This window comes from Hylemonella gracilis str. Niagara R (assembly GCF_000600295.1).
In the GTDB taxonomy this organism is placed as follows: domain Bacteria; phylum Pseudomonadota; class Gammaproteobacteria; order Burkholderiales; family Burkholderiaceae_C; genus Hylemonella; species Hylemonella gracilis_A.
Genome location: NZ_JEMG01000001.1, coordinates 3,255,385 through 3,281,137, shown reverse-complemented (window position 1 = coordinate 3,281,137; position 25,753 = coordinate 3,255,385). Strand labels below are relative to the sequence as shown.

27 protein-coding genes are annotated in these 25,753 nt (G+C 65.3%); 21 read left to right on the top strand and 6 right to left on the bottom strand.

All coding sequences use genetic code 11. The annotated features are described in order from the left end of the window. Positions 1-60: 60 nt before the first annotated feature. A complete protein-coding gene (locus tag AZ34_RS14940) occupies positions 61-507 on the bottom strand; it encodes a GNAT family acetyltransferase (RefSeq protein WP_035609495.1) in 447 nt (148 codons plus the stop codon). Positions 508-631: 124 nt separating this feature from the next. On the opposite strand from AZ34_RS14940, the gene AZ34_RS14935 reads away from it, so the two are divergent. Then, positions 632-907, top strand: a complete 276-nt coding sequence (locus AZ34_RS14935) for a DUF2277 domain-containing protein (RefSeq protein ID WP_035609492.1) — start codon at positions 632-634, stop codon at positions 905-907. 81 nt (positions 908-988) lie between these two features. Here AZ34_RS14935 and AZ34_RS14930 read toward each other — a convergent pair whose 3' ends face one another. From AZ34_RS14930 to AZ34_RS14910, 5 genes are all read right to left on the bottom strand, one after another. Then, positions 989-1,522: a DinB family protein gene (locus tag AZ34_RS14930; RefSeq protein WP_035609491.1), complete on the bottom strand. Its 534-nt coding sequence runs from the start codon at positions 1,520-1,522 to the stop codon at positions 989-991. Between the two features lie 27 nt (positions 1,523-1,549). After that, positions 1,550-2,287 carry an ArsR/SmtB family transcription factor gene (locus AZ34_RS14925; RefSeq protein ID WP_051509899.1) on the bottom strand — a complete coding sequence of 246 codons (738 nt, stop codon included), beginning with the start codon at positions 2,285-2,287 and terminating at the stop codon, positions 1,550-1,552. 5 nt (positions 2,288-2,292) lie between these two features. Beyond that, positions 2,293-2,637, bottom strand: a complete 345-nt coding sequence (locus AZ34_RS14920; protein WP_035609490.1) for an antibiotic biosynthesis monooxygenase family protein — start codon at positions 2,635-2,637, stop codon at positions 2,293-2,295. Then, entirely contained in the window at positions 2,634-2,972 is a 339-nt protein-coding gene (locus AZ34_RS14915; protein WP_035609489.1) for an NIPSNAP family protein, read from the bottom strand. The genes AZ34_RS14920 and AZ34_RS14915 overlap by 4 nt, the downstream gene beginning before the upstream one ends. A gap of 106 nt (positions 2,973-3,078) precedes the next feature. Then, positions 3,079-3,609 carry an NUDIX domain-containing protein gene (locus tag AZ34_RS14910; protein ID WP_035609486.1) on the bottom strand — a complete coding sequence of 177 codons (531 nt, stop codon included), beginning with the start codon at positions 3,607-3,609 and terminating at the stop codon, positions 3,079-3,081. Positions 3,610-3,933: 324 nt separating this feature from the next. On the opposite strand from AZ34_RS14910, the gene AZ34_RS14905 reads away from it, so the two are divergent. The 20 genes from AZ34_RS14905 to AZ34_RS14810 all read left to right on the top strand — a co-directional run bounded on the left by AZ34_RS14905 (position 3,934) and on the right by AZ34_RS14810 (position 25,715). Then, on the top strand, positions 3,934-8,661 hold the full coding sequence (locus tag AZ34_RS14905; protein WP_035611877.1) for a glutamate synthase-related protein: 4,728 nt from the start codon (positions 3,934-3,936) through the stop codon (positions 8,659-8,661). 9 nt (positions 8,662-8,670) lie between these two features. Next, positions 8,671-10,149, top strand: coding sequence for a glutamate synthase subunit beta (locus AZ34_RS14900; protein ID WP_035609483.1), 1,479 nt, complete (start codon positions 8,671-8,673; stop codon positions 10,147-10,149). A 251-nt stretch (positions 10,150-10,400) separates the two neighbouring features. Next, a complete protein-coding gene (locus AZ34_RS14895; RefSeq protein WP_035609480.1) occupies positions 10,401-11,231 on the top strand; it encodes an ABC transporter ATP-binding protein in 831 nt (276 codons plus the stop codon). 61 nt (positions 11,232-11,292) lie between these two features. Further along, entirely contained in the window at positions 11,293-12,075 is a 783-nt protein-coding gene (gene mlaE / locus AZ34_RS14890) for a lipid asymmetry maintenance ABC transporter permease subunit MlaE (protein ID WP_035609477.1), read from the top strand. A gap of 11 nt (positions 12,076-12,086) precedes the next feature. Continuing rightward, positions 12,087-12,557, top strand: coding sequence for an outer membrane lipid asymmetry maintenance protein MlaD (gene mlaD / locus AZ34_RS14885; protein ID WP_035609474.1), 471 nt, complete (start codon positions 12,087-12,089; stop codon positions 12,555-12,557). Positions 12,558-12,655: 98 nt separating this feature from the next. Further along, positions 12,656-13,588 (top strand): VacJ family lipoprotein, encoded by a 933-nt coding sequence (locus tag AZ34_RS14880; protein WP_081767349.1) that lies wholly within the window; start codon positions 12,656-12,658, stop codon positions 13,586-13,588. 96 nt (positions 13,589-13,684) lie between these two features. After that, the gene (locus AZ34_RS14875) at positions 13,685-14,353 is read left to right on the top strand and encodes an MlaC/ttg2D family ABC transporter substrate-binding protein (RefSeq protein ID WP_035609471.1); all 669 of its coding nucleotides are present in this window, start codon (positions 13,685-13,687) and stop codon (positions 14,351-14,353) included. Positions 14,354-14,378: 25 nt separating this feature from the next. After that, positions 14,379-14,663, top strand: coding sequence for an STAS domain-containing protein (locus tag AZ34_RS14870; protein WP_419670219.1), 285 nt, complete (start codon positions 14,379-14,381; stop codon positions 14,661-14,663). 116 nt (positions 14,664-14,779) lie between these two features. After that, the gene (locus tag AZ34_RS14865; RefSeq protein ID WP_035609468.1) at positions 14,780-15,748 is read left to right on the top strand and encodes an ABC transporter ATP-binding protein; all 969 of its coding nucleotides are present in this window, start codon (positions 14,780-14,782) and stop codon (positions 15,746-15,748) included. A gap of 86 nt (positions 15,749-15,834) precedes the next feature. Continuing rightward, positions 15,835-16,590, top strand: a complete 756-nt coding sequence (locus tag AZ34_RS14860) for an ABC transporter permease (RefSeq protein ID WP_035611870.1) — start codon at positions 15,835-15,837, stop codon at positions 16,588-16,590. Positions 16,591-16,618: 28 nt separating this feature from the next. Continuing rightward, positions 16,619-16,861 carry a BolA family protein gene (locus tag AZ34_RS14855; protein ID WP_035609465.1) on the top strand — a complete coding sequence of 81 codons (243 nt, stop codon included), beginning with the start codon at positions 16,619-16,621 and terminating at the stop codon, positions 16,859-16,861. Between the two features lie 36 nt (positions 16,862-16,897). Then, positions 16,898-18,163, top strand: a complete 1,266-nt coding sequence (gene murA, locus AZ34_RS14850) for a UDP-N-acetylglucosamine 1-carboxyvinyltransferase (protein ID WP_035609463.1) — start codon at positions 16,898-16,900, stop codon at positions 18,161-18,163. A 28-nt stretch (positions 18,164-18,191) separates the two neighbouring features. After that, a complete protein-coding gene (gene hisG / locus AZ34_RS14845) occupies positions 18,192-18,836 on the top strand; it encodes an ATP phosphoribosyltransferase (RefSeq protein WP_035609461.1) in 645 nt (214 codons plus the stop codon). Next, positions 18,833-20,197 (top strand): histidinol dehydrogenase, encoded by a 1,365-nt coding sequence (gene hisD / locus AZ34_RS14840; protein WP_035609459.1) that lies wholly within the window; start codon positions 18,833-18,835, stop codon positions 20,195-20,197. The genes hisG and hisD overlap by 4 nt, the downstream gene beginning before the upstream one ends. A gap of 173 nt (positions 20,198-20,370) precedes the next feature. Continuing rightward, positions 20,371-21,510, top strand: a complete 1,140-nt coding sequence (locus AZ34_RS14835; RefSeq protein ID WP_035609458.1) for an HPP family protein — start codon at positions 20,371-20,373, stop codon at positions 21,508-21,510. Beyond that, complete coding sequence (gene hisC / locus AZ34_RS14830; protein WP_035609456.1) at positions 21,507-22,652, top strand: histidinol-phosphate transaminase; 1,146 nt, start codon at positions 21,507-21,509, stop codon at positions 22,650-22,652. Before AZ34_RS14835 ends, hisC begins: the two co-directional genes overlap by 4 nt. Positions 22,653-22,697: 45 nt before the next feature. Beyond that, complete coding sequence (gene hisB / locus AZ34_RS14825; RefSeq protein WP_035611868.1) at positions 22,698-23,318, top strand: imidazoleglycerol-phosphate dehydratase HisB; 621 nt, start codon at positions 22,698-22,700, stop codon at positions 23,316-23,318. Beyond that, on the top strand, positions 23,315-23,995 hold the full coding sequence (gene hisH / locus AZ34_RS14820; protein ID WP_035609453.1) for an imidazole glycerol phosphate synthase subunit HisH: 681 nt from the start codon (positions 23,315-23,317) through the stop codon (positions 23,993-23,995). The genes hisB and hisH overlap by 4 nt, the downstream gene beginning before the upstream one ends. A gap of 95 nt (positions 23,996-24,090) precedes the next feature. Beyond that, complete coding sequence (hisA, locus tag AZ34_RS14815; protein ID WP_035609451.1) at positions 24,091-24,831, top strand: 1-(5-phosphoribosyl)-5-[(5-phosphoribosylamino)methylideneamino]imidazole-4-carboxamide isomerase; 741 nt, start codon at positions 24,091-24,093, stop codon at positions 24,829-24,831. 5 nt (positions 24,832-24,836) lie between these two features. Further along, complete coding sequence (locus tag AZ34_RS14810; protein WP_051510196.1) at positions 24,837-25,715, top strand: D-hexose-6-phosphate mutarotase; 879 nt, start codon at positions 24,837-24,839, stop codon at positions 25,713-25,715. Positions 25,716-25,753 lie beyond the last annotated feature (38 nt).

The following is a 25,753-nucleotide window of genomic DNA, read 5'->3' as shown; positions in this document are numbered from 1 at the left end:
TTTACCTCCAGTCTAGCTAGGCTGGCGGGACCGGCCCACAGCCACCTCACCATGTGCGTGTCAGATCGTGTGCTGCGCGGGCACGTTCTCGTGCAAGACCTTGCCCATGCTGATGCGCGGCTCGACCGTGTAACCCAGTGATCTGTAGAACGCAGCCGTCGCCTCATTGCTGGCGAGTAGCTGAAGATTGACCTTCATGCAGCCCAATGAAACAAGCGCCTGCTCGGCGTGGCGAACCAAACGGGTGCCCAAGCCAGAACGCCGGAACTCCGGATGAACGGCAATCGCGTAGAGCCAGCCTCGATGGCCGTCATAGCCCGCCATGGCTGTTCCAATCAAGGTCCCATTCTCTTCCGCCACGAAGAAGAGGCCATCGTTCGCGTTCACCTTCTTTGTGATGGCGAGTGAAGGCTCGTTGTGAGCGGTCTCGTATCCGAACACGATGCGCCACAGAGACACGACTTGCAGCCGGTCGGTGTGATCCTGATAGACGCGAAGGTTTGTCATGGATTCTTTCTTGCAGGGAAGTGACGCAGGCAAGGACTTCAAAATCAACGCATGTTTATCGTCCCACTGGTGCTTAACCGCCAGTCTAGCTAGACTGGCGCGACCGAACTACCGCCACCCCACCATGTGCCGCAACATCAAGACGCTCTTCAACTTCGAGCCTCCGGCGACCGAGCTGGAGATACGCGACGCCTCGCTGCAGTTCGTGCGCAAGCTCAGCGGCTTCTCGGTGCCTTCGCGGGTCAATGAGGCGGCCTTCAATCAGGCCGTGGAGGAGGTCGCGGCCACGGCGCGCAAGCTGATGGCCAGCCTGGTCACCCATGCGGAACCCCGCAACCGGGAGGTCGAAGCGCTCAAGGCCAAGGCGCGTTCGGCCCAGCGTTTTGGGTCGGAGGCGTAACCCAGTTCTTGAAGGCCCCGGCGGTCCTTTTGCCTTCGCCCTTGGCCACTGATCGGCGGCAAGCGCTGATCGGCGCCCGGGTCACACCTCGTTCGGAATCAGCGTGAACAAGTCCGTCACGCCGATGTCCACGCCCGCCTGGAACAACAGGGTGCTCGCCTGCCCGCGGTGGTGGGTCTGGTGGTTGAAGAAGTGCAGCAGCACGGCGCCGAAGTTGCGGGCATGGGGCTGGCCGGCGGTGTTGGCGTAACGCAGCGCCTCGGCCAACTGCGCGGGTGTGAGCTGCTGGGCGAATTGGAGGATCACCGCGTCGAGTCGTGTGCGGTAGTCCCGCAGCTCCGCGAACGAATTCGCCAGCGGCTGGCGCAGCGAGGTGGGCTTGGGAAAGTCCTGCATGGCCGTTTTCAAGTCACCCAGCGCCGGGTGTTGTGCGAAGCGCTGCAGCCAGATGGTGTCCGCCACGGCGAGGTGGTTCAGCGTTTCGTAGAGGGACCCGAAGAAGGCGCCACGGTCCTGCCGCAGTTGCTCATCGCTCAACTGGGCGGCGGCCTCGTAGAGCTTGGTGTTCATCCAGCGGTTGTAGTCCGCCATCAGGGCGCAGGAGGAGGGCGTCATGGTCAGGGCAGGGCGCGAGCAAAGGGACTAGGGCATTGTGAGGGCTGAATCTTCCAGCCGGGGCAGCAGTTCCTGCACCCCGGTGGGCGTCAGCTCGACCGCGCGCCCCGTGCCGCGCCGCAACCAGCCGCGTTCCAAAAAGTGCTGCAGCAATTCGTCGGCGAGTTGCCCGGCCAGGTGGTCACGGCGTTCGGACCAGTCCAGGCAGCGGTAGGCGTAACGGCGTTTGCGCGTCGGAGCGGAGGGGGTGTAGCCCAGTTCGGCCAGCCAGGCCCGGCCCGCCTCGCTGACATCGAAGCCCTCGGGGCTGGGGCTCAGGCCTTCGCGTTGCAGCAGGCTGCCGAACAGGCGCACGCCCAGGGCGCCGGCCAGGTGGCCGTAGCAGCAACGCGCCTGGCGCAGCCGTTCGCGCTCGGGGCGCGACCAGGCTTCTTCATGCGTGCCGCGCTCCGCCACCAGCGCCAGGGATTCGAGCGCGTGGGCCACGTCGGCGTCGGCCAGCCGGTAGTAGCGGTGCCGCCCGCGTTGTTCACAGGCGATGAACTGCGCTTCCAGCATCTTGGCCAGATGCCCGCTCGCCGTGGCGGGCGTCACCGAGGCGGCCCGCGCCAGCTCACCCGCGCTGGCGTAGTCGCCCGAGAGCAGGTAGGCCAGCATGCGCGAGCGCGCCGGGTCGGCCACGATCGCCGCTACCCGGGCCAGGCGCGGTTCGTGGGGCGAGGGTGCGGGCGGGGATGCGGGCGCGCGTGACGGTGACGGAGGCATGGCCTTCAGAGCAGGGCTTGTCGTGAATCGTTGGGTGCATTGTCGCGGTCGTGCAAGCCGTAGTCACGCAGCACGGCCGCCACGCGCAGCCGGTAGTGCGCGAACAGCTCGGCCCGGCCCGCCTGCTGCGCCGCGCGGTGTTCGGCCTGCTGGCGCCAGGCACGCACGGCGTCTTCATCGCGCCAGAAGCTGAGCGAGAGGTAACGGCCGGGGTGCGACAGGCTCTGGAAGCGCTCGACCGAGATGAAACCCTCAATGCCGTCCAGCAGCGGCCGCAGCTGCGCGGCCGTTTCGAAGTAGGCCGCTTCTGCGCCGGGTTTCGCTTCGAGTTCGAACAGCACGGCGATCACGGCCGCACCTGACGGGGCTGGTTGATGGTGCTGGTCACGTCGTCCAGCCAGGTGCGCTCCTCGCGCAGGATGAAGCGCTGGGTCTGCGCCATCTCGAAGTTGGCCCGGCCTTCCGCGTCCTGGCGCAGCACGGCGCGGTAGCGTTCATAGGCCGCCAGGTCGTCAAAGCCGATCAGGCCCCAGGCGACGTCGTTCGTGCCTTCGTGCGGCAGGAAGTAGCCCAGCAGATTGCCGCCGCAGCGCGGAATGATGCGGCCCCAGGCCTCGGCGTAGCGCTGGAAGGCCGCGCGCTGGAAGGGGTCGATTTGGTAACGGATGAAGCAGGTGAGGGACATGGTGCGGGGGCTCCTGAAGTAAGAGCGCTCATTCTGGGAGCCGCCGCACGGGGGATATTTCGGCCCATGCCGAAATGAAGAGGCCCAAATCCGCAGCCCCGTGCCCTCAAGGGGTTCGGGGTGCGATTTCCTGCGGGTCCAAGCCTTTGCTGCGCAGCCAATCGCGCAAGGCGTACCCGGTCGCGGACGGCCAGTAGCGGGCCTGCTCGAAACGCAGGTGCTTGTACTCGGCCAGTTCTTCGTTGAGCCGCACCGTGCCCTTGGCCGGCACGTGGTAGGCAATGATCAACTGGTTCATGCGCTCGAAGGTGTAGTGGCCGATGAAGGTCGCGCCCAGGGGTTTGAGGTTCAGTTCTTCCTCGACTTCGCGCTGCACCGCCTCGTGCGGCAGTTCGTGCTTTTCCAGAAAGCCGGTGACCAGGGCGAAGAAGCCCGGTGGCCAGGCCACGTTGCGGGCCAGCAACAAACGGCCTTCGTGCTCGACCACGGCGGCCACCACCGGGGTGGGGTTGTCCCACCAGACAAAGCCGCAGCCCTCGGCGTGGCAGACGCGGCGCGTGAAGCTGCCTTCCACCCGGTCGTGCAGTGGCGCTGCGCAGCGCGGGCAGAAGATGAACTCGGGCGTGGAGGGGCTCATGGCGAAGGCTGGGGGCTAGAAATTGGCTGGCAGCGCGGGTCGCGGGGATTGCTCGCTGAGGTGGTGGGCCAGTGGCGGGCCATCATCGCACGCGAGCGGGGCGGGCCTGGCGGCACGCAAGTTGCTGAAAAGCACGACGCCTGCACGGTCTGACCGGGTTCCGGCGAACCGTCTTTTCATATGTCCCCAATTAAATTCCGATTGAAAAACTCGGTCTTTAAATCGGAATCTGACCCCTATTGTTTTCTTGGAGGCCTACTGAATCTGCTCTATGCTCGGCCCCCTTGTCATGATTAGCAGGAGCAGGCCATGAAGGATGGCGCGATGTCCGCGGTTGCCGAGATTCAGCATCTCGAGGAAACCGGTTTGTATTCGGGTGCGAACGAGCACGACGCGTGCGGGGTGGGCTTTGTGGCCCACATCAAGGGCGTCAAGACCCATGACATCGTGCGCGGCGCGCTCAAGATCCTGGAAAACCTGGATCACCGTGGCGCCGTCGGTGCGGACAAGCTGATGGGCGATGGCGCGGGCATCCTGATCCAGTTGCCGGACGCGCTGTACCGCGAGGAAATGGCCAAGCAGGGCGTGGAACTGCCGCCGCCGGGTGAATACGGCGTGGGCATGATCTTCCTGCCCAAGGAACACGCTTCGCGCCTGGCCTGTGAACAAGAGCTGGAGCGCGCCATCCGCGCCGAAGGCCAGGTGCTGCTGGGCTGGCGCGACGTGCCGGTGGACCGCGAGATGCCCATGTCGCCCACGGTGCGCACCAAGGAACCCATCATGCGCCAGGTCTTCATTGGCCGGGGCGCCGACGTCATCGTGCAGGACGCGCTGGAACGCAAGCTCTACGTGATCCGCAAGACGGCCAGCGCCGCCATCCAGGCGCTGCAGCTCAAGCACAGCAAAGAGTATTACGTGCCCAGCATGTCCAGCCGCACGGTGGTCTACAAGGGCCTGCTGCTGGCGAACCAGGTGGGTGAATACTTCCTGGACCTGAAAGATCCGCGCTGCGTCTCGGCCCTGGGCCTGGTGCACCAGCGTTTCTCGACCAACACCTTCCCCGAATGGCCGTTGGCCCACCCCTACCGCTACGTCGCGCACAACGGCGAAATCAACACGGTCAAGGGCAACTACAACTGGATGAAGGCGCGCGAAGGCGTGATGTCCTCGCCCGTGCTGGGCAACGACCTGAAGAAGCTCTACCCGATCAGTTTCGCCAGCCAGTCCGACACGGCCACGTTCGACAACTGCCTCGAACTGCTGACCATGGCGGGCTACCCGCTGTCGCAGGCCGTGATGATGATGATTCCCGAGCCCTGGGAACAGCACGCCACCATGGACGAGCGGCGTAAGGCTTTCTACGAATACCACGCGGCCATGATGGAACCTTGGGACGGCCCGGCCTCCATCGTGTTCACCGACGGCCGCCAGATCGGCGCCACGCTGGACCGCAACGGCCTGCGTCCCTCGCGTTACTGCATCACCGAGGATGACCTGGTCATCATGGCCTCCGAATCCGGCGTGCTGCCGGTGCCGGAAAGCCAGATCGTGCGTAAGTGGCGTCTGCAGCCGGGGCGCATGTTCCTGATCGACCTGGAACAGGGCCGCATGATCGAGGACGAAGAGCTCAAGGCCAACCTCGCCCACAGCAAGCCCTACAAGCAGTGGATCGAGAACCTGCGCGTCAAGCTGGACGACGTGGAAAGCAGCGGCTCCGATGGCATTCCCGCCGCCGCCGCGAACGACTTGCTGGACCGCCAGCAGGCCTTCGGCATGACCCAGGAGGACATCAAGTTCCTGATGGCGCCGATGGCGACCAACGGCGAAGAGGGCATAGGCTCCATGGGCAATGACAGCCCGCTGGCCGTGCTGTCGGACAAGAACAAGCCGCTGTTCAACTACTTCAAGCAATTGTTTGCCCAGGTGACCAACCCGCCGATCGACCCGATCCGCGAGGCCATCGTCATGTCCCTGGTCAGCTTCATCGGCCCCAAGCCCAACCTGCTGGACATCAACCAGGTCAATCCGCCGATGCGGCTGGAAGTGAGCCAGCCCATCCTGGACTTCGCGGACATGGCCAAGCTGCGCCGCATCGAGACCGCGACCCAGGGCAAGTTCCGCACCGCCACGCTGGACATCACCTACCCCCTGACCTGGGGCCATGAGGGCGTGGAAGCCAAGCTGGCCTCGTTGTGCGCCGAGGCGGTGGACGCCATCAAGGGCGGCAAGAACATCCTGATCATCAGCGACCGCACCAGCAGCAGCCGTCAGGTGGCCATCCCCGCGCTGCTGGCGCTGTCGGCTATCCACCAGCACCTGGTGCGTGAGGGCCTGCGCACCAGCGCGGGCCTGGTGGTGGAGACGGGCGCGGCGCGCGAGGTGCACCACTTCGCCGTGCTGGCTGGGTACGGCGCCGAGGCCGTGCACCCCTACCTGGCGATGGAAACCATCGCCGCCATGCACAAGGAATTGCCGGGCGACCTGAGCGCCGACAAGGCGATCTACAACTACGTCAAGGCCATCGGCAAGGGCCTGTCCAAGATCATGTCCAAGATGGGCGTGAGCACCTACATGAGCTACTGCGGCGCGCAGCTGTTCGAGGCCATTGGCATCAACAGCGCGACCGTCGCCAAGTACTTCACCGGCACGCCCAGCCGGGTGGAAGGCATCGGTGTGTTCGAGATGGCCGAGGAAGCCATCCGCATGCACAAGGCGGCTTACAGCAATGACCCGGTGCTGGCCACCATGCTGGACGCGGGCGGCGAATACGCCTGGCGCACGCGCGGCGAGGAGCACATGTGGACGCCGGACGCCATTGCCAAGCTGCAGCACAGCACGCGCGCCAACAACTTCTCGACCTACAAGGAATACGCGCAGCTCATCAACGACCAGAGCAAGCGCCACATGACGCTGCGTGGCCTGTTCGAGTTCAAGATCGACCCGGCGAAGGCGATTCCCGTGGAGGAGGTCGAGCCCGCGAGTGAGATCGTCAAGCGTTTCGCCACGGGCGCCATGTCGCTCGGCTCCATCAGCACCGAGGCGCACGCGACGCTGGCCGTCGCCATGAACCGCATTGGCGGCAAGAGCAACACGGGCGAGGGCGGCGAAGACCCGGCGCGTTACCGCAATGAGCTCAAGGGCATCCCGATCAAGAAGGGTGAAACCCTCAAGAGCGTGATCGGCGAAAGCCGCGTGGAAGTGGACCTGCCGCTGCAAGACGGCGACAGCCTGCGTTCCAAGATCAAGCAGGTCGCGTCAGGCCGTTTCGGCGTCACCGCAGAGTACCTGGCCTCGGCCGACCAGATCCAGATCAAGATGGCGCAGGGCGCCAAGCCCGGCGAGGGTGGCCAGCTGCCCGGCGGCAAGGTGACGGAATACATCGGCTTCCTGCGCCACAGCGTGCCGGGCGTGGGCCTCATCAGCCCGCCGCCGCACCACGATATTTATTCGATCGAGGACTTGGCCCAGCTGATCCACGATCTGAAGAACGTGGCGCCGCACGCCAGCATCAGCACCAAGCTGGTCTCCGAGATTGGCGTGGGCACCATTGCTGCGGGCGTGGCCAAGTGCAAGAGCGACCATGTGGTGATCGCAGGCCATGATGGCGGCACGGGCGCCTCGCCCTGGTCGTCCATCAAGCACGCCGGTTCGCCCTGGGAAATCGGTCTGGCCGAGACCCAGCAGACCCTGGTGCTCAACCGCCTGCGCGGCCGCATCCGCGTGCAGGCCGACGGCCAGATGAAGACCGGCCGCGACGTGGCCATTGGCGCGTTGCTGGGCGCGGACGAATTCGGCTTTGCGACCGCGCCCCTGGTGGTCGAAGGCTGCATCATGATGCGCAAGTGCCACCTCAACACCTGCCCGGTCGGCGTGGCCACGCAAGACCCGGTGCTGCGCAAGAAGTTCAGTGGCAAGCCCGAGCATGTGGTGAACTACTTCTTCTTCGTCGCCGAGGAAGTGCGCCAGATCATGGCGCAGCTGGGCATCCGCAAGTTCGACGACATGGTGGGCCGCGCCGACCTGCTGGACATGAAGCAGGGCATCGCGCACTGGAAGGCCAAGGGCCTGGACTTCAGCCGCCTGTTCGCGCTGCCGTCCGCGCCCGCCGACGTGCCGCGCCGCCATGTCGAAGAGCAGGAGCATGGCCTGGAGAAGAGCCTGGACAACGTGCTGATCGAGAAATCGCGCGCGGCCATCGACAAGGGCCAGAAGGTGCAGTTCATCGAGGCGGCGCGCAACGTCAACCGCACCGTGGGCGCCATGCTGTCCGGCGCGGTGACCAAGGTGCACCCGCAGGGCCTGCCCGACAACACCATCCACATCCAGCTGGAAGGCACGGGCGGTCAATCCTTCGGCGCCTTCCTGGCCAAGGGCATCACGCTCTACCTGATCGGCGAGGCCAATGACTACACGGGTAAGGGCCTGTCGGGTGGCCGTGTGGTGGTGCGCCCCAGCATCGACTTCCGCGGCGACGCCACGCGCAACACCATCGTGGGCAACACCGTGCTCTACGGTGCGACCACGGGCGAGGCCTTCTTCAGCGGCGTCGCGGGCGAACGCTTCGCGGTGCGTCTGTCGGGCGCGACCACGGTGGTCGAGGGCGTGGGCGACCACGGCTGCGAGTACATGACGGGTGGCACGGTGGCAGTGCTGGGCAAGACCGGCCGCAACTTTGCCGCCGGCATGAGCGGTGGCGTGGCCTACGTCTATGACGAGGACGGCAAGTTCGCCGAGCGCTGCAACACGTCCATGGTCTCGCTGGAGAAGGTCGTGCCGACCGCCGAGCAAGCGGGCGAGGCCGTGAACTGGCACCGTGGGCTCAGCGACGAGGCGCAGTTGAAGAAGCTGCTGGAGGACCACAACCGCTGGACGGGCAGCAAGCGCGCACGCGAGCTGCTGGACCACTGGAAGGACGCACGCGGCAAGTTCGTCAAGGTCTTCCCGAACGAGTACAAGCGCGCTCTGGCGGAGCGCAAGCCCGCTGCTGCCGAGGCGCCAGCAACAACGGCCGCCAAGCCCGCGACCAAGAAGGATGTGGCTCCGGCCAAGTAAGGAAAGAAGATGGGAAAAGTCACTGGCTTCATGGAGTACGAACGCCTCGAGGAGGGCTACGAGCCCGTCGCGAAGCGCGTCAAGAACTACAAGGAATTCGTGATCGGCCTGAGCGAGCCGCAGGCGAAGCAGCAGGGCGCGCGTTGCATGGACTGCGGCACGCCTTTCTGCAACAGCGGCTGCCCGGTCAACAACATCATTCCGGACTTCAACGACCTCGTTTATCAGGGCGACTGGAAGAATGCGATCGAGGTGCTGCACAGCACCAACAATTTCCCGGATTTCACGGGCCGTGTCTGCCCCGCGCCCTGCGAGGCGGCCTGCACGCTGAACATCAATGACGACGCGGTGGGCATCAAGTCCATCGAGCACGCCATCATCGACCGCGCCTGGGCCGAGGGCTGGATCAAGCCCCAGCCCGCCGCCGTGAAGACGGGCAAGAAGGTCGCCATCGTGGGTTCCGGCCCGGCCGGTCTGGCTGCCGCGCAACAACTGGCCCGCGCTGGCCACGCCGTGACCGTGTTCGAGAAAAACGACACGGCCGGCGGTCTGCTGCGCTTTGGCATTCCGGACTTCAAGTTCGACAAGTCGCACATCGACCGTCGTGTCAAGCAGATGGAAGCCGAGGGCGTGGTGTTCAAGACCAACACGCTGGTGGGTGAACTGCCCAAGGGCAGCAAGGTCACGAACTGGGCCAAGGACACGGTCACGCCCGAGCAGCTCAAGAGCGAGTTCGACGCCGTGCTGCTGGCGGGCGGCGCTGAGCAGAGCCGCGACCTGCCGGTGCCGGGTCGTGACCTGGACGGCATCCACTTCGCCATGGAATTCCTGCCCATGCAGAACCGCGTCAACGCGGGCGGCAAGGTCAAGGACCAGATCATGGCCACCGGCAAGCACGTCATCGTGATCGGCGGCGGTGACACCGGCTCCGACTGCGTGGGCACCAGCAACCGCCATGGCGCGGCCAGCGTGACCCAGTTCGAAGTCATGCCCCAACCGCCCGAGCAGGAAAACAAGCCCCTGGTCTGGCCTTACTGGCCGCTGAAGCTGCGCACCAGTTCCAGCCACGAGGAAGGCTGCGTGCGCGAGTTCGCGGTGTCGACCAAGGAGTTCATTGGCGGCGAAGGCAAGGACAAGGGGCGCATCGTCGCTCTGAAGACCGTGCACGTGGAGTTCAAGGACGGCAAGTTCGTCGAGGTCCCGGGTACCGAAAAGGAATACAAGGCCGACCTCGTGCTGCTGGCGATGGGCTTTGTCAGCCCGGTCGCCAGCATCCTTGAATCCTTTGGCGTCGAGAAAGACCCGCGTGGCAACGTCAAGGCGGGTGTGGAAGCCCAGGGTGGCTATCGCACCAGCGTGGACAAGGTGTTCGCGGCCGGTGACATGCGCCGGGGCCAGTCCCTGGTGGTCTGGGCGATCCGGGAAGGCCGCCAGGCCGCCCGTGCGGTCGACGAATTCCTGATGGGCTCCAGCACCCTGCCGCGCTAGGCGGCCTGCCCGGTCGCCCATGGGCGGTTCCATGAAATGCCGGGCGACCGCCCGGCGTTGCGTGAAGGCCGCCAGGCCGCCCGTGCGGTCGACGAGTTCCTGATGGGCTCCAGCACCCTGCCGCGCTAGGCGGCTCGCCCGGTCGCCCATGGGTATACCGGGCTTTCCCCTGGGAGCGAGGGGGTGCAACCATGCTTTATGATCCGCCGGCTTGGGCAAGCGTGCCGCTCCCGGGCTAACGAATTCATTACATGGCTGTATCAACACAACAGGGGTCTCAAGCTTCCGCCTTGGTCGAATTACGTGATGTCGTGTTCGGCTATGGCGAGCGCGCCATCTTGAACGGCGTCAGTTTGGTCGTTCCACGTGGCAAGGTCACCGCCATCATGGGGGCTTCGGGCGGTGGCAAGACCACCGTGCTGCGCCTGATCGGCGGGCAGGTCCGGGCCCAGCAGGGTCAGGTTCTGTTCGATGGGCAGGACGTGGGTCAGATGGACCACGCTCGCATTTACGAGGCGCGCCGTCGCATGGGCATGCTGTTCCAGTTCGGCGCGCTGTTCGCCGATCTGAGCGTGTTCGAAAACGTGGCCTTTCCGCTGCGCGAGCACACCAAGCTGAACGAGGACCTGCTGCGCGGCGTCGTGCTGATGAAACTCAACGCCGTCGGCTTGCGCGGCGCGCGTGACCTGATGCCCAGCGAAATCTCGGGTGGCATGGCGCGACGCGTGGCGCTGGCGCGCGCGATCGCGCTGGACCCGGAACTCATCATGTACGACGAGCCGTTCGCCGGCCTGGATCCGATTTCCCTGGGCACGGCGGCGCAGTTGATCCGCCGACTGAACGACAGCCTGGGCGTGACCAGCATTGTCGTCTCGCACGATCTGGAGGAAACCTTCCAGATCGCCGACCATGTGGTGATCCTGGCCAACGGGGGCATCGCGGTGCAGGGCACGCCCGAGGAGGTGCAGCGTTCCACCGATCCGTTGGTGCGGCAGTTCGTCCATGCCTTGCCGGACGGTCCCGTGCGTTTCCACTATCCCGGTCCGACCATCGACGAAGACTTTGGTGGGGCGCGTTCATGAGCGCGGCGCGGGGCAATTCCAAGCGGGTTCGCATCGCGGCGCGCGGCACGGAGGTGATTCAATGAGTTGGTGGCGTCCTTCCGACGTGGGGTATGCGGTGCGTCGCAAGCTGGGCGACATTGGCCGCGCGACGCGACTGTTCTTTCGCTTCTGGCAACTGGCGCGGCCGACCTTCCGGCGTTTCCGCCTCGTGAGCGAGCAGATCCACCTGCTGGGCAACCATTCGCTGGCCATCATCGTGGTATCGGGCCTGTTCGTGGGCTTCGTGCTGGGTCTGCAGGGGTATTACATCCTGGTGGATTTCGGCTCGGAGCAGGCGCTGGGCCAGATGGTCACGCTGTCGCTGGTGCGAGAACTGGGGCCGGTGGTCGCTGCGCTGCTCTTCGCGGGGCGGGCGGGCACCTCGTTGACGGCCGAGATCGGCCTGCTCAAGGCCGGTGAGCAGTTGAGTGCCATGGCCATGATGGCGGTCGATCCGGTTCAGCGTATCCTCGCGCCGCGTTTCTGGGCCGGCGTCATCGCGCTGCCCCTGCTGACCGCTGTCTTCAGCGCGGTGGGCGTGATCGGCGGCTGGGTGGTCGGTGTGATCATGATCGGTGTCGACCCAGGCGCTTTCTGGGGTCAGATGCAGTCCAGCGTGAGTGTCTGGAGCGATGTTGGCAATGGCGTCATCAAGAGCATCGTGTTTGGTTTCACGGTCTCGTTCACGGCGCTGTTTCAGGGGTATGAGGCGCAGCCCACGCCCGAAGGCGTGTCGCGCGCGACCACGCGCACGGTGGTGATGGCCTCGTTGGCGGTGTTGGGGTTGGATTTTGTCCTGACCGCCTTGATGTTCACGATTTAGGAGAGTGCGTGATGGAACGCTCGAAGAATGATGTGTGGGTCGGTCTGTTCGTGCTGATCGGGCTGGCGGCCTTGGTGTTTCTGGCCCTGCAGGCGGCCAATCTGCTGCACCTGAGTTTTCAGTCCAGCTACCGCGTGGAGGCCTTGTTCGACAACGTCGGTGGCCTCAAACCCCGGGCGGCTGTGAAGAGCGGTGGCGTGGTGGTGGGGCGCGTGGCGGGCATCAGCTTTGACGACAAGAGCTTCCAGGCCCGCGTGCGCATCGACATGGAAGACCGCTACAAGTTTCCGAAGGACAGCTCGCTCAAGATCCTGACCAGCGGTCTGCTCGGTGACCAGTACATCGGCATCGAGGCTGGCGCCGACGACAAGAACCTGGTCGAGGGTGACCTGGTGGCCAACACCCAGTCTGCCATCGTGCTGGAAAACCTGATCGGCCAGTTCCTTTACAACCAGGCGAGTGACGCACCGGCCAAAAAATGATTGAGGGTGCCACGCACGCCGCTGCGGACCCGGTGCCGCAGTCACATGGCCGTGCAGAACAGACGGGCCCACGCTCAGCTTGGGCCTCAGGCTTGGCCATGCGGGTTCTCGGGGGCCTGTTGCTGGTGACGGGGCTGGCTGGCTGCGCGCACAGCCCGGCCTCTTCCACCCAGGAGCCGCCGCCCCAGGTCCGCGCGAACCCTGATCCGCTGGAGTCTTGGAACCGTGGTGTGCATGGTTTCAACGATGCGTTGGACCGTGCCATCCTCAAGCCAACGGCCACAGCCTACCAGGACTATGTCCCCTCGTTGGTGCGCAAGGGCGTAGGCAATTTTTTCAGCAATCTGGAAGAGGCCTGGACCACGGTCAACAGTGCCTTCCAGCTGAAGGGTCGGGCGGCAGGCGAGAGCTTCACCCGCTTGTGGGTCAACACCTTCTTTGGTTTGGGCGGCATCCTGGACGTCGCAACCGAGATGCGCATACCGCGCCATAACGAAGATTTTGGCCAGACCCTGGGCTACTGGGGAGTGGGGCCGGGGCCGTACCTTGTGCTCCCCCTGCTAGGACCATCCACCTTGCGTGACACGGCGGCCCTGCCCATCGATATGGCGGCCGATCCACTGAGTCAGCAGCAAGATGTGCGGCTGCGCAACTCACTGTTCGTGCTTGATCAGTTGGACACGCGCGCCGGGCTGCTCAAGCAGGAAGCCCTGATGGAGGGTGCAACCTTCGATCGCTACGTGCTGATACGCGATGCCTACCTGCAGTACCGCCGGCATCTGGTCTATGACGGCGACCCTCCCGACGAGCCCATGCCCGAGGACGACTATGGGTACGAGGAGTACGAGCCCGTCGAGGGTGCGGGTGAAACCGAGCCCGGGTCTGCCGAGGCAGGGGATGCCTCCGCCGAGAAGCCTGCATCCCCCACACAACCCCAGGTTGAGCGCGATACGCGGGTGCCCGGTAGAATTCCCGGCACGCCGACGGTGCCCCTGGATCTGGGGCTGCCGGGTATCAAGATCATCAAATAGCCTATTCACAAAGCAAAGAGCCACCCACAAGCAGCGCGCTTGGCTTTGTCAGGCCGTCCCTCGCGGACGGCGCGTGCGGGCAAGGAGTTTCTTCCCATGCAAGGTTCTGTCTCCCATCGTCTTTCCCTGCGCCGCGCCTTGGCCGGCGGCTTGCTGGCCCTGCTGGCCTGGATGCCAGCCGCCCAGGCACAACCAACACCCGCCGATGAGATGGTGTTGAGCATGTCGAACGAGGTGCTCAACACCATTCAGGCCGATCCGGCGCTGATGGCGGGCGACATGCCGCGTCTGATGAACCTGGTCGACGCGAAGATCATGCCCCTGATCAATTTCCCCCGCATGACAGCGTCTGCGGTGGGGCCGGGCTGGCGTCAGGCCACGCCCGAGCAGCGTCAGCGCCTTCAGGACGAGTTCAAGATCCTGCTGGTGCGCACCTATGCCGGCGCCCTGGCGCAGGTACAGGGCATGAAGGTCAGCACCAAGCCCATGCGTGCCCCCACGGATGCCAAGGATGTGGTCGTTCGCACCGAGCTGCGCGGTCCCGCTGCCGCCGAACCCTTACAGCTTGATTACCGGCTGGAACAGGCGCCGAACTCTCCCAAAGGCTGGCGCATCTATAACGTCAACGTGATGGGCGTCTGGTTGGTCGAAACTTACCGCAGCCAGTTCGCACAAGAAGTCAATGCGCGCGGCATCGATGGGCTCATCGCCACCCTGACCGAGCGCAACAAGGCCACGGCCCAGGCCGCGGCTGCCAAGAACTGATCCCACTCAGCAGAAAGGCGTCCTCATGCCGACCCCGCCCTTGCTTGTGCTGCCCGACGATCTGACGCACCTCCAAGCCAATGCCTGCCTGCCCATGCTGGTGCAGGCCATTCCCTCGCAGACCGGGCCCGCGGCACAAGTCGATGCAAGTGCCCTGGAGCGCTTCGATTCCTCGACGCTGGCGGTCTTGCTTGAATTCCGCCGAGCCTGCTTGGCTCAGGGCAAGGGGCTGGAACTGCTGCACTTGAATCCTCGTCTGATCGAGTTGGCTCGCCTCTACGGCGTGGATGGCTTGCTGGCCATCCACTGAACACCCCATCCGCCCTGCTCGGCGGACATGTTGGCGCGTACCGCCGGTGAGGTGGCGAGGGGCACTTCAGGCTGGCCAGCCGAGTTTCACCCCGCTCGCTAAAATAGCCGGCTCTCATGCCAGCAGCCAACTCCCTCCCCGCCATCTCCTTCCAGTCCATCACCAAGCGCTACCCTTTGCCGAAGGGCGCGGCGCGCGGGGGGCAGACAGGAGCCGACACAACGACCTTTGCCGCCCTGGACGAAGTCAGCTTCGACATCGGACAAGGTGAATTCTTCGGTCTGCTCGGCCCCAATGGCGCTGGCAAGACCACCCTCATCAGCATCCTCGCGGGCCTGACCCGGGCCAGCAGCGGGCGCGTCACTGTGCTGGGTCATGATGTTCAGACCGACTACGCAGCGGCCCGCAGCCTCTTGGGCGTCGTTCCGCAAGAGCTGGTTTTTGATCCCTTTTTCAATGTGCGCGAGGCGCTGCGTTTCCAGTCCGGTTACTTCGGTGTCAAGAACAACGAGGCCTGGATCGACGAGCTGCTGGAAGGCCTGGGTCTGGCCGACAAGGCCACCGCCAACATGCGCCAGCTCTCTGGCGGCATGAAGCGTCGTGTACTCGTGGCGCAGGCCTTGGTGCACAAGCCGCCGGTCATCGTGCTCGACGAGCCGACCGCGGGTGTGGACGTGGAACTGCGCCAGACCCTCTGGCAATTCGTGCTGCGCCTGAACCGCGAAGGCCACGCCGTGCTGCTGACCACGCATTACCTGGAAGAGGCCGAGGCACTGTGCAGCCGCATCGCCATGCTCAAGCAGGGCAGGGTGGTGGCGTTGGAGCGCACGAGCGAGTTGCTCAAGTCCGCGTCCAGCCATGTGCTGCGCCTGAAAATTGAAGGTGAGTTGCCGCCCGAGCTGGCCGCCCGCGCGCGGGTGACGGGCCGCAGCGTGCAGTTTCCCGCGCAAGACGCGCGCGCGATCGAAGACTACTTGGCCGCCGTGCGTGCCGCGGGCGTGCGGGTGGACGAGGTGGAAATCACCAAGGCCGACCTGGAAGATGTGTTCATCCAGGTCATGGGCGAACAAAGGGAGGCTGCATGAGCGCCGTTGAACCATTGCAAGGCACCCAGGTCGCTCTGGAGCCCGGCGCGGATGCGCAGTCCCGGGCCAGCAGGGCAGGGGGGGCTTTGCAAGGCTGGCAGACCCTCTTCTACAAGGAAGTGCTGCGTTTCTGGAAGGTCAGCTTCCAGACCATTGCCGCGCCCGTGCTCACGGCCCTGCTCTATCTGCTGATTTTCGGCCATGTGCTGGAGGATCACGTCAAGGTTTACGAGCGCATCAGCTACACAGCCTTCCTGATCCCCGGCCTGGTGATGATGAGCGTGCTACAGAACGCCTTTGCCAACAGCTCGTCCAGCCTGATCCAGAGCAAGATCACGGGCAACCTGATCTTCCTGCTGCTCACGCCGCTCTCGCACTGGGCCTGGTTCGTGGCCTATGTCGGCTCCTCGGTGCTGCGTGGCCTGGTGGTGGGGGCGGGCGTGCTGCTGGTCACCGTCTGGTTCGCCGACCTGACCCTGGTGGCGCCACTCTGGGTGCTGGTGTTCGCGGTGCTGGGCGCCGCCCTGCTGGGTGCCATGGGCCTGATCGCGGGGCTCTGGGCCGAGAAATTCGACCAGCTCGCGGCCTTCCAGAATTTCCTGATCATGCCCATGACCTTTCTCTCGGGCGTGTTCTATTCACTGCACACCTTGCCCGCCTTCTGGCAGGGCCTGAGCCACGTCAACCCCTTCTTCTACATGATCGATGGCTTCCGCTATGGCTTCTTCGGCGTGAGTGATGTCTCGCCCTGGCTGAGCCTGGGCGTGGTCGGAGTGGCCTTGCTGGCCGTCGGCTCCCTGGCCGTGCACCTGCTGCGCATCGGCTACAAGATCCGCCATTGATCCCGAACCCATCGCGTCCCCAACCGACATGCAAGCACACGACCTGCAAGCACTCATACAAGCCGGCCTGCCCTGCGAGCACATCACGGTGGAAGGTGATGGTCGGCATTGGAGCGCCGTCATTGTCTCGTCCGAGTTCGAGGGCAAGCGCCTGATCCAACGTCACCAGCGCGTCTACGCCACGTTGGGTCAACGCATGCACACCGATGAAGTGCACGCGCTCTCGATGAAAACCTACACGCCCGCTGAGTGGCGGGCGGCATCCCAATAATCGTCTGCCGTCAGGCGGCGTCATCAAAAAAACATCATGGACAAACTACGGATACGCGGCGGTCGGGAGTTGCAAGGCGAGGTGTCGATCGCCGGTGCCAAGAACGCAGCCCTGCCGGAATTGTGCGCGGCGCTGCTGAGCCAGCAAGCCGTGACCTTGAGCAATGTCCCGCGCTTGCAGGACGTGTCCACCATGCTCAAGCTCATCCGCAACATGGGTGTCCAAGTCACGCAGGGTGAGGATGGCGTCGTGGCGCTGGACGCCTCCACGCTGAACCAGCCCGAAGCACCGTATGAGCTGGTGAAGACCATGCGCGCTTCCGTCCTGGCCCTCGGCCCCTTGCTGGCGCGGTTTGGTCAGGCACGCGTGTCCTTGCCGGGTGGCTGCGCCATCGGTTCGCGCCCGGTGGATCAGCACATCAAGGGACTGCAAGCCATGGGTGCGGACATCGTGGTTGAGCACGGCTACATCATCGCCAAGCTGCCGGCCGGACAGAAGCGTCTGAAAGGCGCGCGCATCACCACGGACATGGTCACGGTCACGGGCACCGAGAATCTGCTGATGGCCGCCACCTTGGCAGAAGGCGAAACCATTCTGGAGAACGCCGCTCAAGAACCGGAAATTCCGGACCTGGCCGAGCTGTTGATCAAGATGGGCGCCAAGATCGAAGGCCATGGCAGCAGCCGCATTCGTATCCAGGGTGTTGATGCCTTGCATGGTGCTCAGCATGCGGTGGTCGCGGATCGAATTGAGGCGGGCACGTTTTTATGCGCGGTAGCAGCTGCCGGTGGAGACGTGTTTTTGCGGCATGCGCGAGGCGACCATCTCGATGCGGTGATCGAGAAGCTGGCCGCTGCGGGCGCGCGGATCACCGTGCAGGAAGGCGGCGTGCGCATCCAGTCACAAGGCCGTCTGAAAGCCCAGAGCTTCCGCACCACCGAATACCCGGGGTTCCCGACCGACATGCAGGCCCAGTTCATGGCGCTGAATTGCGTGGCCCAAGGTACTTCCACGGTGACGGAGACCATCTTCGAGAATCGCTACATGCACGTCAACGAACTGCTGCGTCTGGGAGCGAAGATCCAGATCGATGGCCGACTGGCCATGATCGAGGGCGTGCCGCAGCTTTCGGGCGCCGCCGTCATGGCCACCGACCTGCGCGCCTCCGCCGGCTTGGTCATCGCGGGCCTGGTGGCCGAAGGTGAAACCGTCGTGGATCGCATCTACCACCTGGACCGTGGCTACGACCGCATGGAAGCCAAGCTGGCGGCGCTGGGCGCCGACATTGAGCGCGTCAAGTGAACGCGCGTGTTGTGAACGAGGTCCTCGCATGATCACCCTCGCGCTCTCCAAAGGCCGCATCTTCGACGAGACCCTGCCCCTGCTGCGCAGCGCGGGCATCGAGGTGCTGGACGATCCGGAGAAGACCCGCAAGCTCATCCTTGCCACCAACCGGCCCGAGGTGCGTGTGGTGCTGGTGCGCGCCACCGACGTGCCCACCTATGTGCAGTACGGCGGCGCCGACCTGGGCATCACCGGACTGGACACCCTGATCGAGCACGGCAACGAGGGCCTGTACCAGCCGCTGGACCTGCGCATCGCCCAGTGTCGCGTGAGCGTGGCCGTGCGCGAGGGCTACGACTATGCCGCCGCGGTGCGACAAGGCGCGCGCCTGCGCGTGGCCACCAAGTACGTGACCATCGCACGCGACTTCTTCGCCGCCAAGGGCGTGCATGTGGACCTGATCAAGCTCTACGGCAGCATGGAGCTGGCGCCGCTCACGGGCCTGGCCGATGCCATCGTGGACCTGGTGTCCACCGGCAACACGCTCAAGGCCAACAACTTGGTGGAGGTCGAACGCATCATGGACATCTCGGCCCGCCTGGTCGTGAACCAGGCCGCGCTCAAGCTCAAGCGCGAGCCCCTGCGCCACATCGTCGACGCCTTCGGGCGCGCCCTGGAGACCACGGCATGAGTTTCACGGCCGAGCCCCTGCGCCTGTCCACCACGCAGGCTGATTTCGAACAACGCTTCCAGCAGCGCCTGCACTGGGCGGCGGACACCGACGCGGCCATCGAGCAGCGCGTGGCCGACATCGTGACCGATGTGCAGCGACGCGGGGATGCGGCGGTACTGGAGTACACCGCACGCTTCGATGGCGTGCAGGCGCGGCAGGTGGCCGATCTGGAACTCACGCAGGCCGATTTCAAGACCGCCTTCGATGGCCTGCCCGAGGCGCAGCGTGTCGCCCTGCAAGCCGCCGCCGACCGCGTGCGCCGATACCACGAGGCACAGAAGAAGGCCAGCGGTGAAAGCTGGAGCTACCGCGATGCCGACGGCACCTTGCTCGGCCAGAAGGTCACGCCGCTGGACCGCGCTGGCATCTACGTGCCCGGTGGCAAGGCCGCTTATCCATCCAGCCTGATCATGAACGCCGTGCCTGCCCATGTGGCAGGTGTCGGCGAAATCATCATGGTCGTGCCCACGCCGGTGCGGGGCAGTGTCGCCACGGGCGGCAGCGGCGCCTCCACCGCCGCGCGTGGTGAACGCAATGAGCTGGTGCTCGCGGCCGCTTATGTGGCGGGTGTCACGCGTGCCTTCACCATCGGCGGCGCGCAAGCCGTGGCCGCGCTGGCCTACGGCACGGCCACGATCCCGAAAGTGGACAAGATCACTGGCCCCGGCAATGCCTACGTGGCCAGCGCCAAGCGCCGTGTCTTCGGCACGGTCGGCATCGACATGATCGCCGGCCCCAGTGAAATCCTGGTGCTGGCCGACGGCAGCACACCCGCCGATTGGGTGGCCATGGACCTGTTCAGCCAGGCTGAACACGATGAACTGGCGCAAAGCATTCTGCTCTGTCCCGATGCTGCCTACATCGACGCCGTGCAGCGCGAGATCGACCGCCTGCTGAACGAGATGCCGCGCGCCGAGATCATCGCCAAGAGCCTCACCGGACGCGGCGCGCTGATCCACACGCGCGACATGGAAGAAGCCTGCGCCATCAGCAACCGCATCGCGCCCGAGCACCTGGAAGTCAGCAGCCGCGATCCGCACCGCTGGGAGCCGCTGCTCAAACATGCCGGCGCCATCTTCCTCGGCGCCTATACCAGCGAGTCGCTCGGCGACTACTGCGCCGGCCCCAACCACGTGCTGCCCACCAGCGGCACGGCGAGGTTCTCCTCACCGCTGGGCGTGTACGACTTTCAGAAGCGCAGCAGCCTGATCGAAGTCAGCGAAGCTGGTGCTCAGGGGCTGGGCCGGATCGCTGCCGAACTGGCCTATGGCGAGGGCCTGCAGGCGCATGCGCGGGCGGCGGAGATGCGGCTGCGTTGAACAAAAAGCACAGGCCTTGCAAGCGGCGTCTTGGACGCTGCCAGTGCCAGTTGAGTCGCTGAGCGACTGCCTCGGTCAGCCAGTTGACCGACGTCAATTCTGCGCAATTCGCACCACAAGCGTGGAACTTGCAGCCCTAGAATGCCCCGCTTTGGTGCTTTTGGAGCATTTCCGTGCGTTTCCCTGTGTCATGGCTGGCCGGCTTCAAGCCGGCGCAGCCCCGGGTCAGCCCCCGTGAAATCGGACTCGGCGTGCTGGGCGCGGCCCTGGGTCTGCTGGGCTCGGCGGCCTTGAGCCATCTCATCTTGGGGGAGATCAATCCCTGGTTCATCGCGCCCATGGGGGCTTCTACCGTGCTGCTGTTCGCCGCCCCGGCCAGCCCCCTTGCCCAACCCTGGCCCATGCTGGCGGGTAATCTGGTGTCGGCCGTGGTCGGCGTGGCCTGCATGCATGGTTTCGGACATGGCGTGCTGGCGGTGGGTCTGGCGGGTGCGGGCGCCATCACGGCCATGTTTGCCTTGCGCTGTCTGCACCCGCCCGGCGGCGCGGTGGCGCTGACGGCGGTGCTGGGCGGACCGGCCATCGCCGAGCTGGGCTGGCGTTACGTGCTCTGGCCGGCAGGCTTGAACTCTCTGCTGCTGCTCGCTCTGGCCTTGCTCTACAGCGCCTTGGTGCGCCGCCCATACCCGAATCGGCCTGCGCCGCATCCACATGGCACGACGGACCCGCTGCCCAGCGCGCGCCTGGGCTTCAACCGCGCCGAGCTGGATGCCGCGTTGGCCAGCCAGGGGCATCAGCTGGACATCAGCCCGGACGGCCTGGAGCAGGTGCTGGTGCGCGCACAGTTGCAGGCCAGTCGCCGTCAGTTTGGCGACCTGTTGTGCGAGGACATCATGTCGCGCGACGTGATCGCCGCTGGTCCGCGTGACCGCGTGGACGCAGCCTGGGCCCAGTTGATCACGCACAAGATCAAGGCCCTGCCCGTGGTGCGCGACGACGGCACGCTGGCGGGCATCGTGTCCCTGCACGACTTCTTCCTGGCCCAGAGCGCGCCGGACCCACGTCAACTGCCGGTGATGAACACGGCCCGGCATGTGCAGGACATCATGACGCGGCGCGTGCGGGTGGCTCGGCCCGCGCAGCCGCTGGTGGAGCTGGTCGAGCTGTTTTCCGACGGCGGCTTGCACCATCTGCCCGTGGTGGACGGAGCGCTGCGCGTGGTCGGTATGATCACCCAGTCCGACGTGGTGGCCGCGCTGTTCAAGGCGAGCCCCCGTCCTCTTGCCCCGGCCCCCTCCCATCCTGCTCCATGAACGCGCCTGACCTCTCCCGTTCGCGCCCACCCGTCTTTTCCCGCATCCGCAGTGACGTGCAGGGCATGCATGCCTACGCGGTGCAGGACAGCACGGGCATGGTCAAGCTGGATGCGATGGAGAACCCTTACAGCCTGTCGCCTGAACTACAGGCCGAACTGGGCCGTCGCCTCGGGGCCGTGGCGGTGAACCGTTACCCTGGCGCGCGCATCGAGGATCTGAAGCGGGCATTGGCGGACCACATCGGTTTGCCCGAGGGTCAGGCGCTGATGCTGGGCAACGGTTCCGATGAACTGATTTCAATGGTCGCCATGGCCTGCGACCTGCCGGGCGCCGCCATCCTGGCGCCCGCGCCGGGCTTCGTGATGTACGCCATGAGCGCGCAACTGCAGGGCCTGGCCTTCCACAGTGTCAACCTGACGCCCGATTTCCAGTTGGACGAAGCCACCATGCTGGAGACCATTCGTCGGCACAGACCGGCCATCACCTACCTGGCCTATCCGAACAATCCCACGGGCACGCTGTGGGACGACGGTGCCATGGAACGCATCATCGCCGCCGCCGGCGCGCAGGGCGGTCTGGTCGTGATCGACGAGGCCTACCAGCCTTTCGCGGCCCGGACCTGGCTGGACAAAATGCGCGCCGAACCCGGCAAACACACCCATGTGTTGCTGATGCGCACGCTCTCCAAGTTCGGCCTGGCTGGTGTGCGTCTGGGCTACATGGTCGGGCCGGCGGCCTTGCTGGCCGAGTTCGACAAGGTGCGTCCGCCGTACAACGTGAGCGTGCTCAATGCCGAGTGCGCGCTGTTCGCGCTCGAGCATGCCGAGGTGTTCGCGGCCCAGGCAAGCGAGATCAAGGCGCAGCGCACCATGCTGGTTGACGCGCTGCGTGCGTTGGGCTACACCGTCTGGGACAGCGAGGCCAACATGATCCTGGTGCGTGTCCCGCAAGGCGCGGGCACCGGCTCAGGGGATGCCGTGCAGGCGGCAGCCCAGGTATTCGCTGGCCTGAAGGCGCGCAAGATCCTGGTCAAGAACGTCTCGGCCATGCACCCGCTGCTGGCCGGTTGTCTGCGCCTGACTGTGGGCACACCGCAGGAAAACGCCCAGATGCTGGCCGCTCTGCGAGAATCGCTCTGATTTCATCCTGATCTTTCAGTTTCTCCCGACTCTGTCCTCATGCCCATGAGCCGCACCGCCGACGCGCAGACCAGCAGCCCCCGTATCGCGGTGGTTGAGCGCAACACCAAGGAAACCCGCATCACCGTCAAGCTGAACCTGGACGGCACGGGTGAATCGCGCCTGTCCACGGGCATCGGCTTCTTCGACCACATGCTGGACCAGGTGGCGCGCCATGGCCTGATCGACCTGGACATCCAGGCCCAGGGCGATCTGCACATCGACGGGCACCACACCATCGAGGACGTGGGCATCACCCTCGGTCAGGCCGTGGCCCAGGCGGTGGGTGACAAGAAGGGTTTGCGCCGTTACGGTCATTCCTATGTGCCGCTGGACGAGGCCTTGAGTCGCGTGGTGGTCGATTTCTCGGGCCGTCCGGGCCTGGACCTGCATGTGCCCTTCACCAGCGGCATGATCGGCACCATGGACACGCAACTGGTCTCCGAGTTCTTCCACGGTTTCGTGAATCACGCCTTCGTCACCCTGCACATCGACAACCTGCGCGGCGTGAATGCGCATCATCAGTGCGAGACCGTGTTCAAGGCCTTCGGCCGTGCCCTGCGCATGGCGCTGGAAATCGACCCGCGCGCGGCGGGCGTGATCCCCTCCACCAAGGGGACTCTGTGAGCGTGCAGACCGTCGCCGTCGTCGATTACGGCATGGGCAATCTGCGTTCGGTGTCCCAGGCCGTGCAGGCCGCAGCCGCAGGCACGGGCTGGCAGGTGGTCGTCACCTCGCGGCCCGAGGTAGTGCGCGCGGCCCAGCGCGTGGTGTTGCCGGGCCAGGGCGCCATGCGGGACTGCATGCGCGAGCTGCGCGAGGCGAATGGTGGTGCCTTGCAAACCGCCGTGCTCGAAGCCGCCGCGAGCAAGCCTTTGTTTGGCGTCTGCGTGGGCATGCAGATGCTGCTGGACCACAGCGAAGAGCAAGACACGCCAGGCCTCGGCCTCATTTCTGGCCGCTGCCGACGTTTTCGCCTGGACGGTCGAACTCAGCCCGATGGCAGCCGCTACAAGGTGCCCCAGATGGGGTGGAACCAGGTCTGGCGCAAGCCGTCTGCGGCAGAGGGCGCCAAAGAACATCCCGTATGGGCGGGTGTGCCCGACGGCAGTTATTACTACTTCGTGCACAGCTACTACGCGCAACCGTCGGATGCGCGCCACAGCGCGGGCGAAACCGATTACGGCGAGCGCTTCACGGCGGCCCTGGCACGCGATAATATTTTCGCGACCCAGTTCCATCCCGAGAAGAGCGCGGCGCATGGCCTGGCGCTGTACCGGAACTTCCTGGCCTGGAAGCCGTGACCGGCGGGCCCTGATTTCTAAGCCTGTTTTCCCTTGGTCTTCGTGCTTCCCGGCACCACCGCACCTGCATCCCCTCCTGCATCTGCTGCTGCGTCATGCTCCTCATCCCCGCGATTGATTTGAAAGACGGTCACTGTGTACGCCTCAAACAGGGCGACATGGACCAATCCACCACCTTCGGTGAAGACCCGGTCCAGATGGCCCGCAAGTGGGTGACGGCCGGCGCGCGCCGCTTGCACCTGGTCGACCTGAACGGCGCCTTTGCCGGCAGCCCCAAGAACGAGCAGGCCATCCGCGGCATCCTCAAGGAAGTGGGCAGCGAGGTGGACGTGCAGCTGGGCGGTGGTATCCGCGACCTGGACACCATCGAGCGCTACCTGGATGCCGGTCTGCGCTACGTCATCATCGGCACGGCGGCGGTGAAGAACCCTGGCTTCCTGCAGGACGCTTGCACGGCCTTCGGCGGTCACATCATCGTGGGCCTGGATGCCAAGGACGGCAAGGTGGCGACGGATGGCTGGAGCAAGCTGACCCGGCACGAGGTTGTGGACCTGGGCCGCAAGTTCCAGGACTATGGTGTCGAATCCATCATCTACACCGACATCGGGCGCGATGGCATGCTGACCGGCATCAACATCGATGCCACGGTGCGCTTGGCCCAGGCGTTGACCATCCCCGTCATCGCTTCTGGCGGCCTGAAGGGCCTGTCCGACATCGAGCAGCTCTGCGCGGTCGAGGACGAAGGGGTCGAGGGTGTGATCTGCGGCCGCGCCATCTACAGCGGTGACCTCGATTTCGAGGCCGCCCAGCGGCGTGCCGACGAACTGAACGGTTGATCGTGATGGCCGACACTCAGGCCCCGCGCGGCGCGGTGGCGTGGACCGAAGAGTCCTTTCATGGCCTGCCTTCACTGCTGCTGCGTCTTGCCGGTGGTGACAGCCTGCGCGTGCTGCTGCATGGTGCACATGTGGTGTCCTGGGTGGTGGGCGGAACAGAGCGCCTCTACCTGAGCCCCAAGGCCGTGCTGGACGGGCAGGGCGCCATCCGCGGCGGTGTGCCGGTGTGCTTCCCCCAGTTCAATATGCGGGGCCCGCTGCCCAAGCATGGTTTCGTGCGCAACCTGCCTTGGCAAGTCGAGGGGCCAGCCCGCGCCTTGGATGACGGCCTGAGCCTGACCCTGATGCTCAAGGACGGTGCCGCGACCCGCGCCTACTGGCCCCAGGCCTTCGAGGCACGGCTCACGATAGGGCTGCGCCCCAGTGATCTGCAGCTAACGCTGGACCTGCACAACACGGACACACAGCCGCTGAGTTTCAGCGGCGCCCTGCACACCTACTACGCGGTGGACGACATCGCCCGCACCCGGCTCGAAGGCCTGGGTGGACAGGCTGAGTGGGACTCGGTGCGGGACGTGCACGGTCAGGGTGCCGAAGTGTTGCGCTTCACCGAGGAATTCGACCGTGTCTACCAGGCCGCGCCCCAGGCCCTGACGCTACGGGACGCTGCTGTGCGCCTCACCATTGCGCAAAGCCCGAGCTGGGGCCACACCGTGGTCTGGAATCCCGGCGCGGGCAAGGCTATCCCGGACTTGACGGAAGACGCCTACCAGCACTTTCTCTGCGTCGAGGCAGCCCAGGTGCTGGCGCCTGTCACGGTGCCGCCGGGTGGGACTTGGCGGGGCTGGCAGCGGTCCACCGTGGCGCGTGACGTGGCGAGGTAAGAGCACTTGGGTGAGGGCGGCGCAACAGCCGACCATCC

Bases quoted from the DNA above. Each gene is read 5' to 3' on its own strand.
- AZ34_RS14875 (WP_035609471.1), top strand. From the start codon at position 13,685: ATGCAAGGTTCTGTCTCCCATCGTCTTTCCCTGCGCCGCGCCTTGGCC.
- AZ34_RS14870 (WP_419670219.1), top strand. From the start codon at position 14,379: ATGCCGACCCCGCCCTTGCTTGTGCTGCCCGACGATCTGACGCACCTC.
- murA (WP_035609463.1), top strand. From the start codon at position 16,898: ATGGACAAACTACGGATACGCGGCGGTCGGGAGTTGCAAGGCGAGGTG.
- AZ34_RS14810 (WP_051510196.1), top strand. From the start codon at position 24,837: ATGGCCGACACTCAGGCCCCGCGCGGCGCGGTGGCGTGGACCGAAGAG.
- mlaD (WP_035609474.1), top strand. From the start codon at position 12,087: ATGGAACGCTCGAAGAATGATGTGTGGGTCGGTCTGTTCGTGCTGATC.
- AZ34_RS14905 (WP_035611877.1), top strand. From the start codon at position 3,934: ATGTCCGCGGTTGCCGAGATTCAGCATCTCGAGGAAACCGGTTTGTAT.
- AZ34_RS14895 (WP_035609480.1), top strand. From the start codon at position 10,401: ATGGCTGTATCAACACAACAGGGGTCTCAAGCTTCCGCCTTGGTCGAA.
- AZ34_RS14915 (WP_035609489.1), bottom strand. From the start codon at position 2,972: ATGTCCCTCACCTGCTTCATCCGTTACCAAATCGACCCCTTCCAGCGC.
- AZ34_RS14940 (WP_035609495.1), bottom strand. From the start codon at position 507: ATGACAAACCTTCGCGTCTATCAGGATCACACCGACCGGCTGCAAGTC.
- mlaE (WP_035609477.1), top strand. From the start codon at position 11,293: ATGAGTTGGTGGCGTCCTTCCGACGTGGGGTATGCGGTGCGTCGCAAG.
- AZ34_RS14865 (WP_035609468.1), top strand. From the start codon at position 14,780: ATGCCAGCAGCCAACTCCCTCCCCGCCATCTCCTTCCAGTCCATCACC.
- hisD (WP_035609459.1), top strand. From the start codon at position 18,833: ATGAGTTTCACGGCCGAGCCCCTGCGCCTGTCCACCACGCAGGCTGAT.
- hisC (WP_035609456.1), top strand. From the start codon at position 21,507: ATGAACGCGCCTGACCTCTCCCGTTCGCGCCCACCCGTCTTTTCCCGC.
- AZ34_RS14925 (WP_051509899.1), bottom strand. From the start codon at position 2,287: ATGCCTCCGTCACCGTCACGCGCGCCCGCATCCCCGCCCGCACCCTCG.
- AZ34_RS14935 (WP_035609492.1), top strand. From the start codon at position 632: ATGTGCCGCAACATCAAGACGCTCTTCAACTTCGAGCCTCCGGCGACC.
- AZ34_RS14930 (WP_035609491.1), bottom strand. From the start codon at position 1,522: ATGACGCCCTCCTCCTGCGCCCTGATGGCGGACTACAACCGCTGGATG.
- hisB (WP_035611868.1), top strand. From the start codon at position 22,698: ATGAGCCGCACCGCCGACGCGCAGACCAGCAGCCCCCGTATCGCGGTG.
- hisG (WP_035609461.1), top strand. From the start codon at position 18,192: ATGATCACCCTCGCGCTCTCCAAAGGCCGCATCTTCGACGAGACCCTG.
- AZ34_RS14855 (WP_035609465.1), top strand. From the start codon at position 16,619: ATGCAAGCACACGACCTGCAAGCACTCATACAAGCCGGCCTGCCCTGC.
- AZ34_RS14910 (WP_035609486.1), bottom strand. From the start codon at position 3,609: ATGAGCCCCTCCACGCCCGAGTTCATCTTCTGCCCGCGCTGCGCAGCG.
- AZ34_RS14900 (WP_035609483.1), top strand. From the start codon at position 8,671: ATGGGAAAAGTCACTGGCTTCATGGAGTACGAACGCCTCGAGGAGGGC.
- hisA (WP_035609451.1), top strand. From the start codon at position 24,091: ATGCTCCTCATCCCCGCGATTGATTTGAAAGACGGTCACTGTGTACGC.
- AZ34_RS14880 (WP_081767349.1), top strand. From the start codon at position 12,656: ATGCGGGTTCTCGGGGGCCTGTTGCTGGTGACGGGGCTGGCTGGCTGC.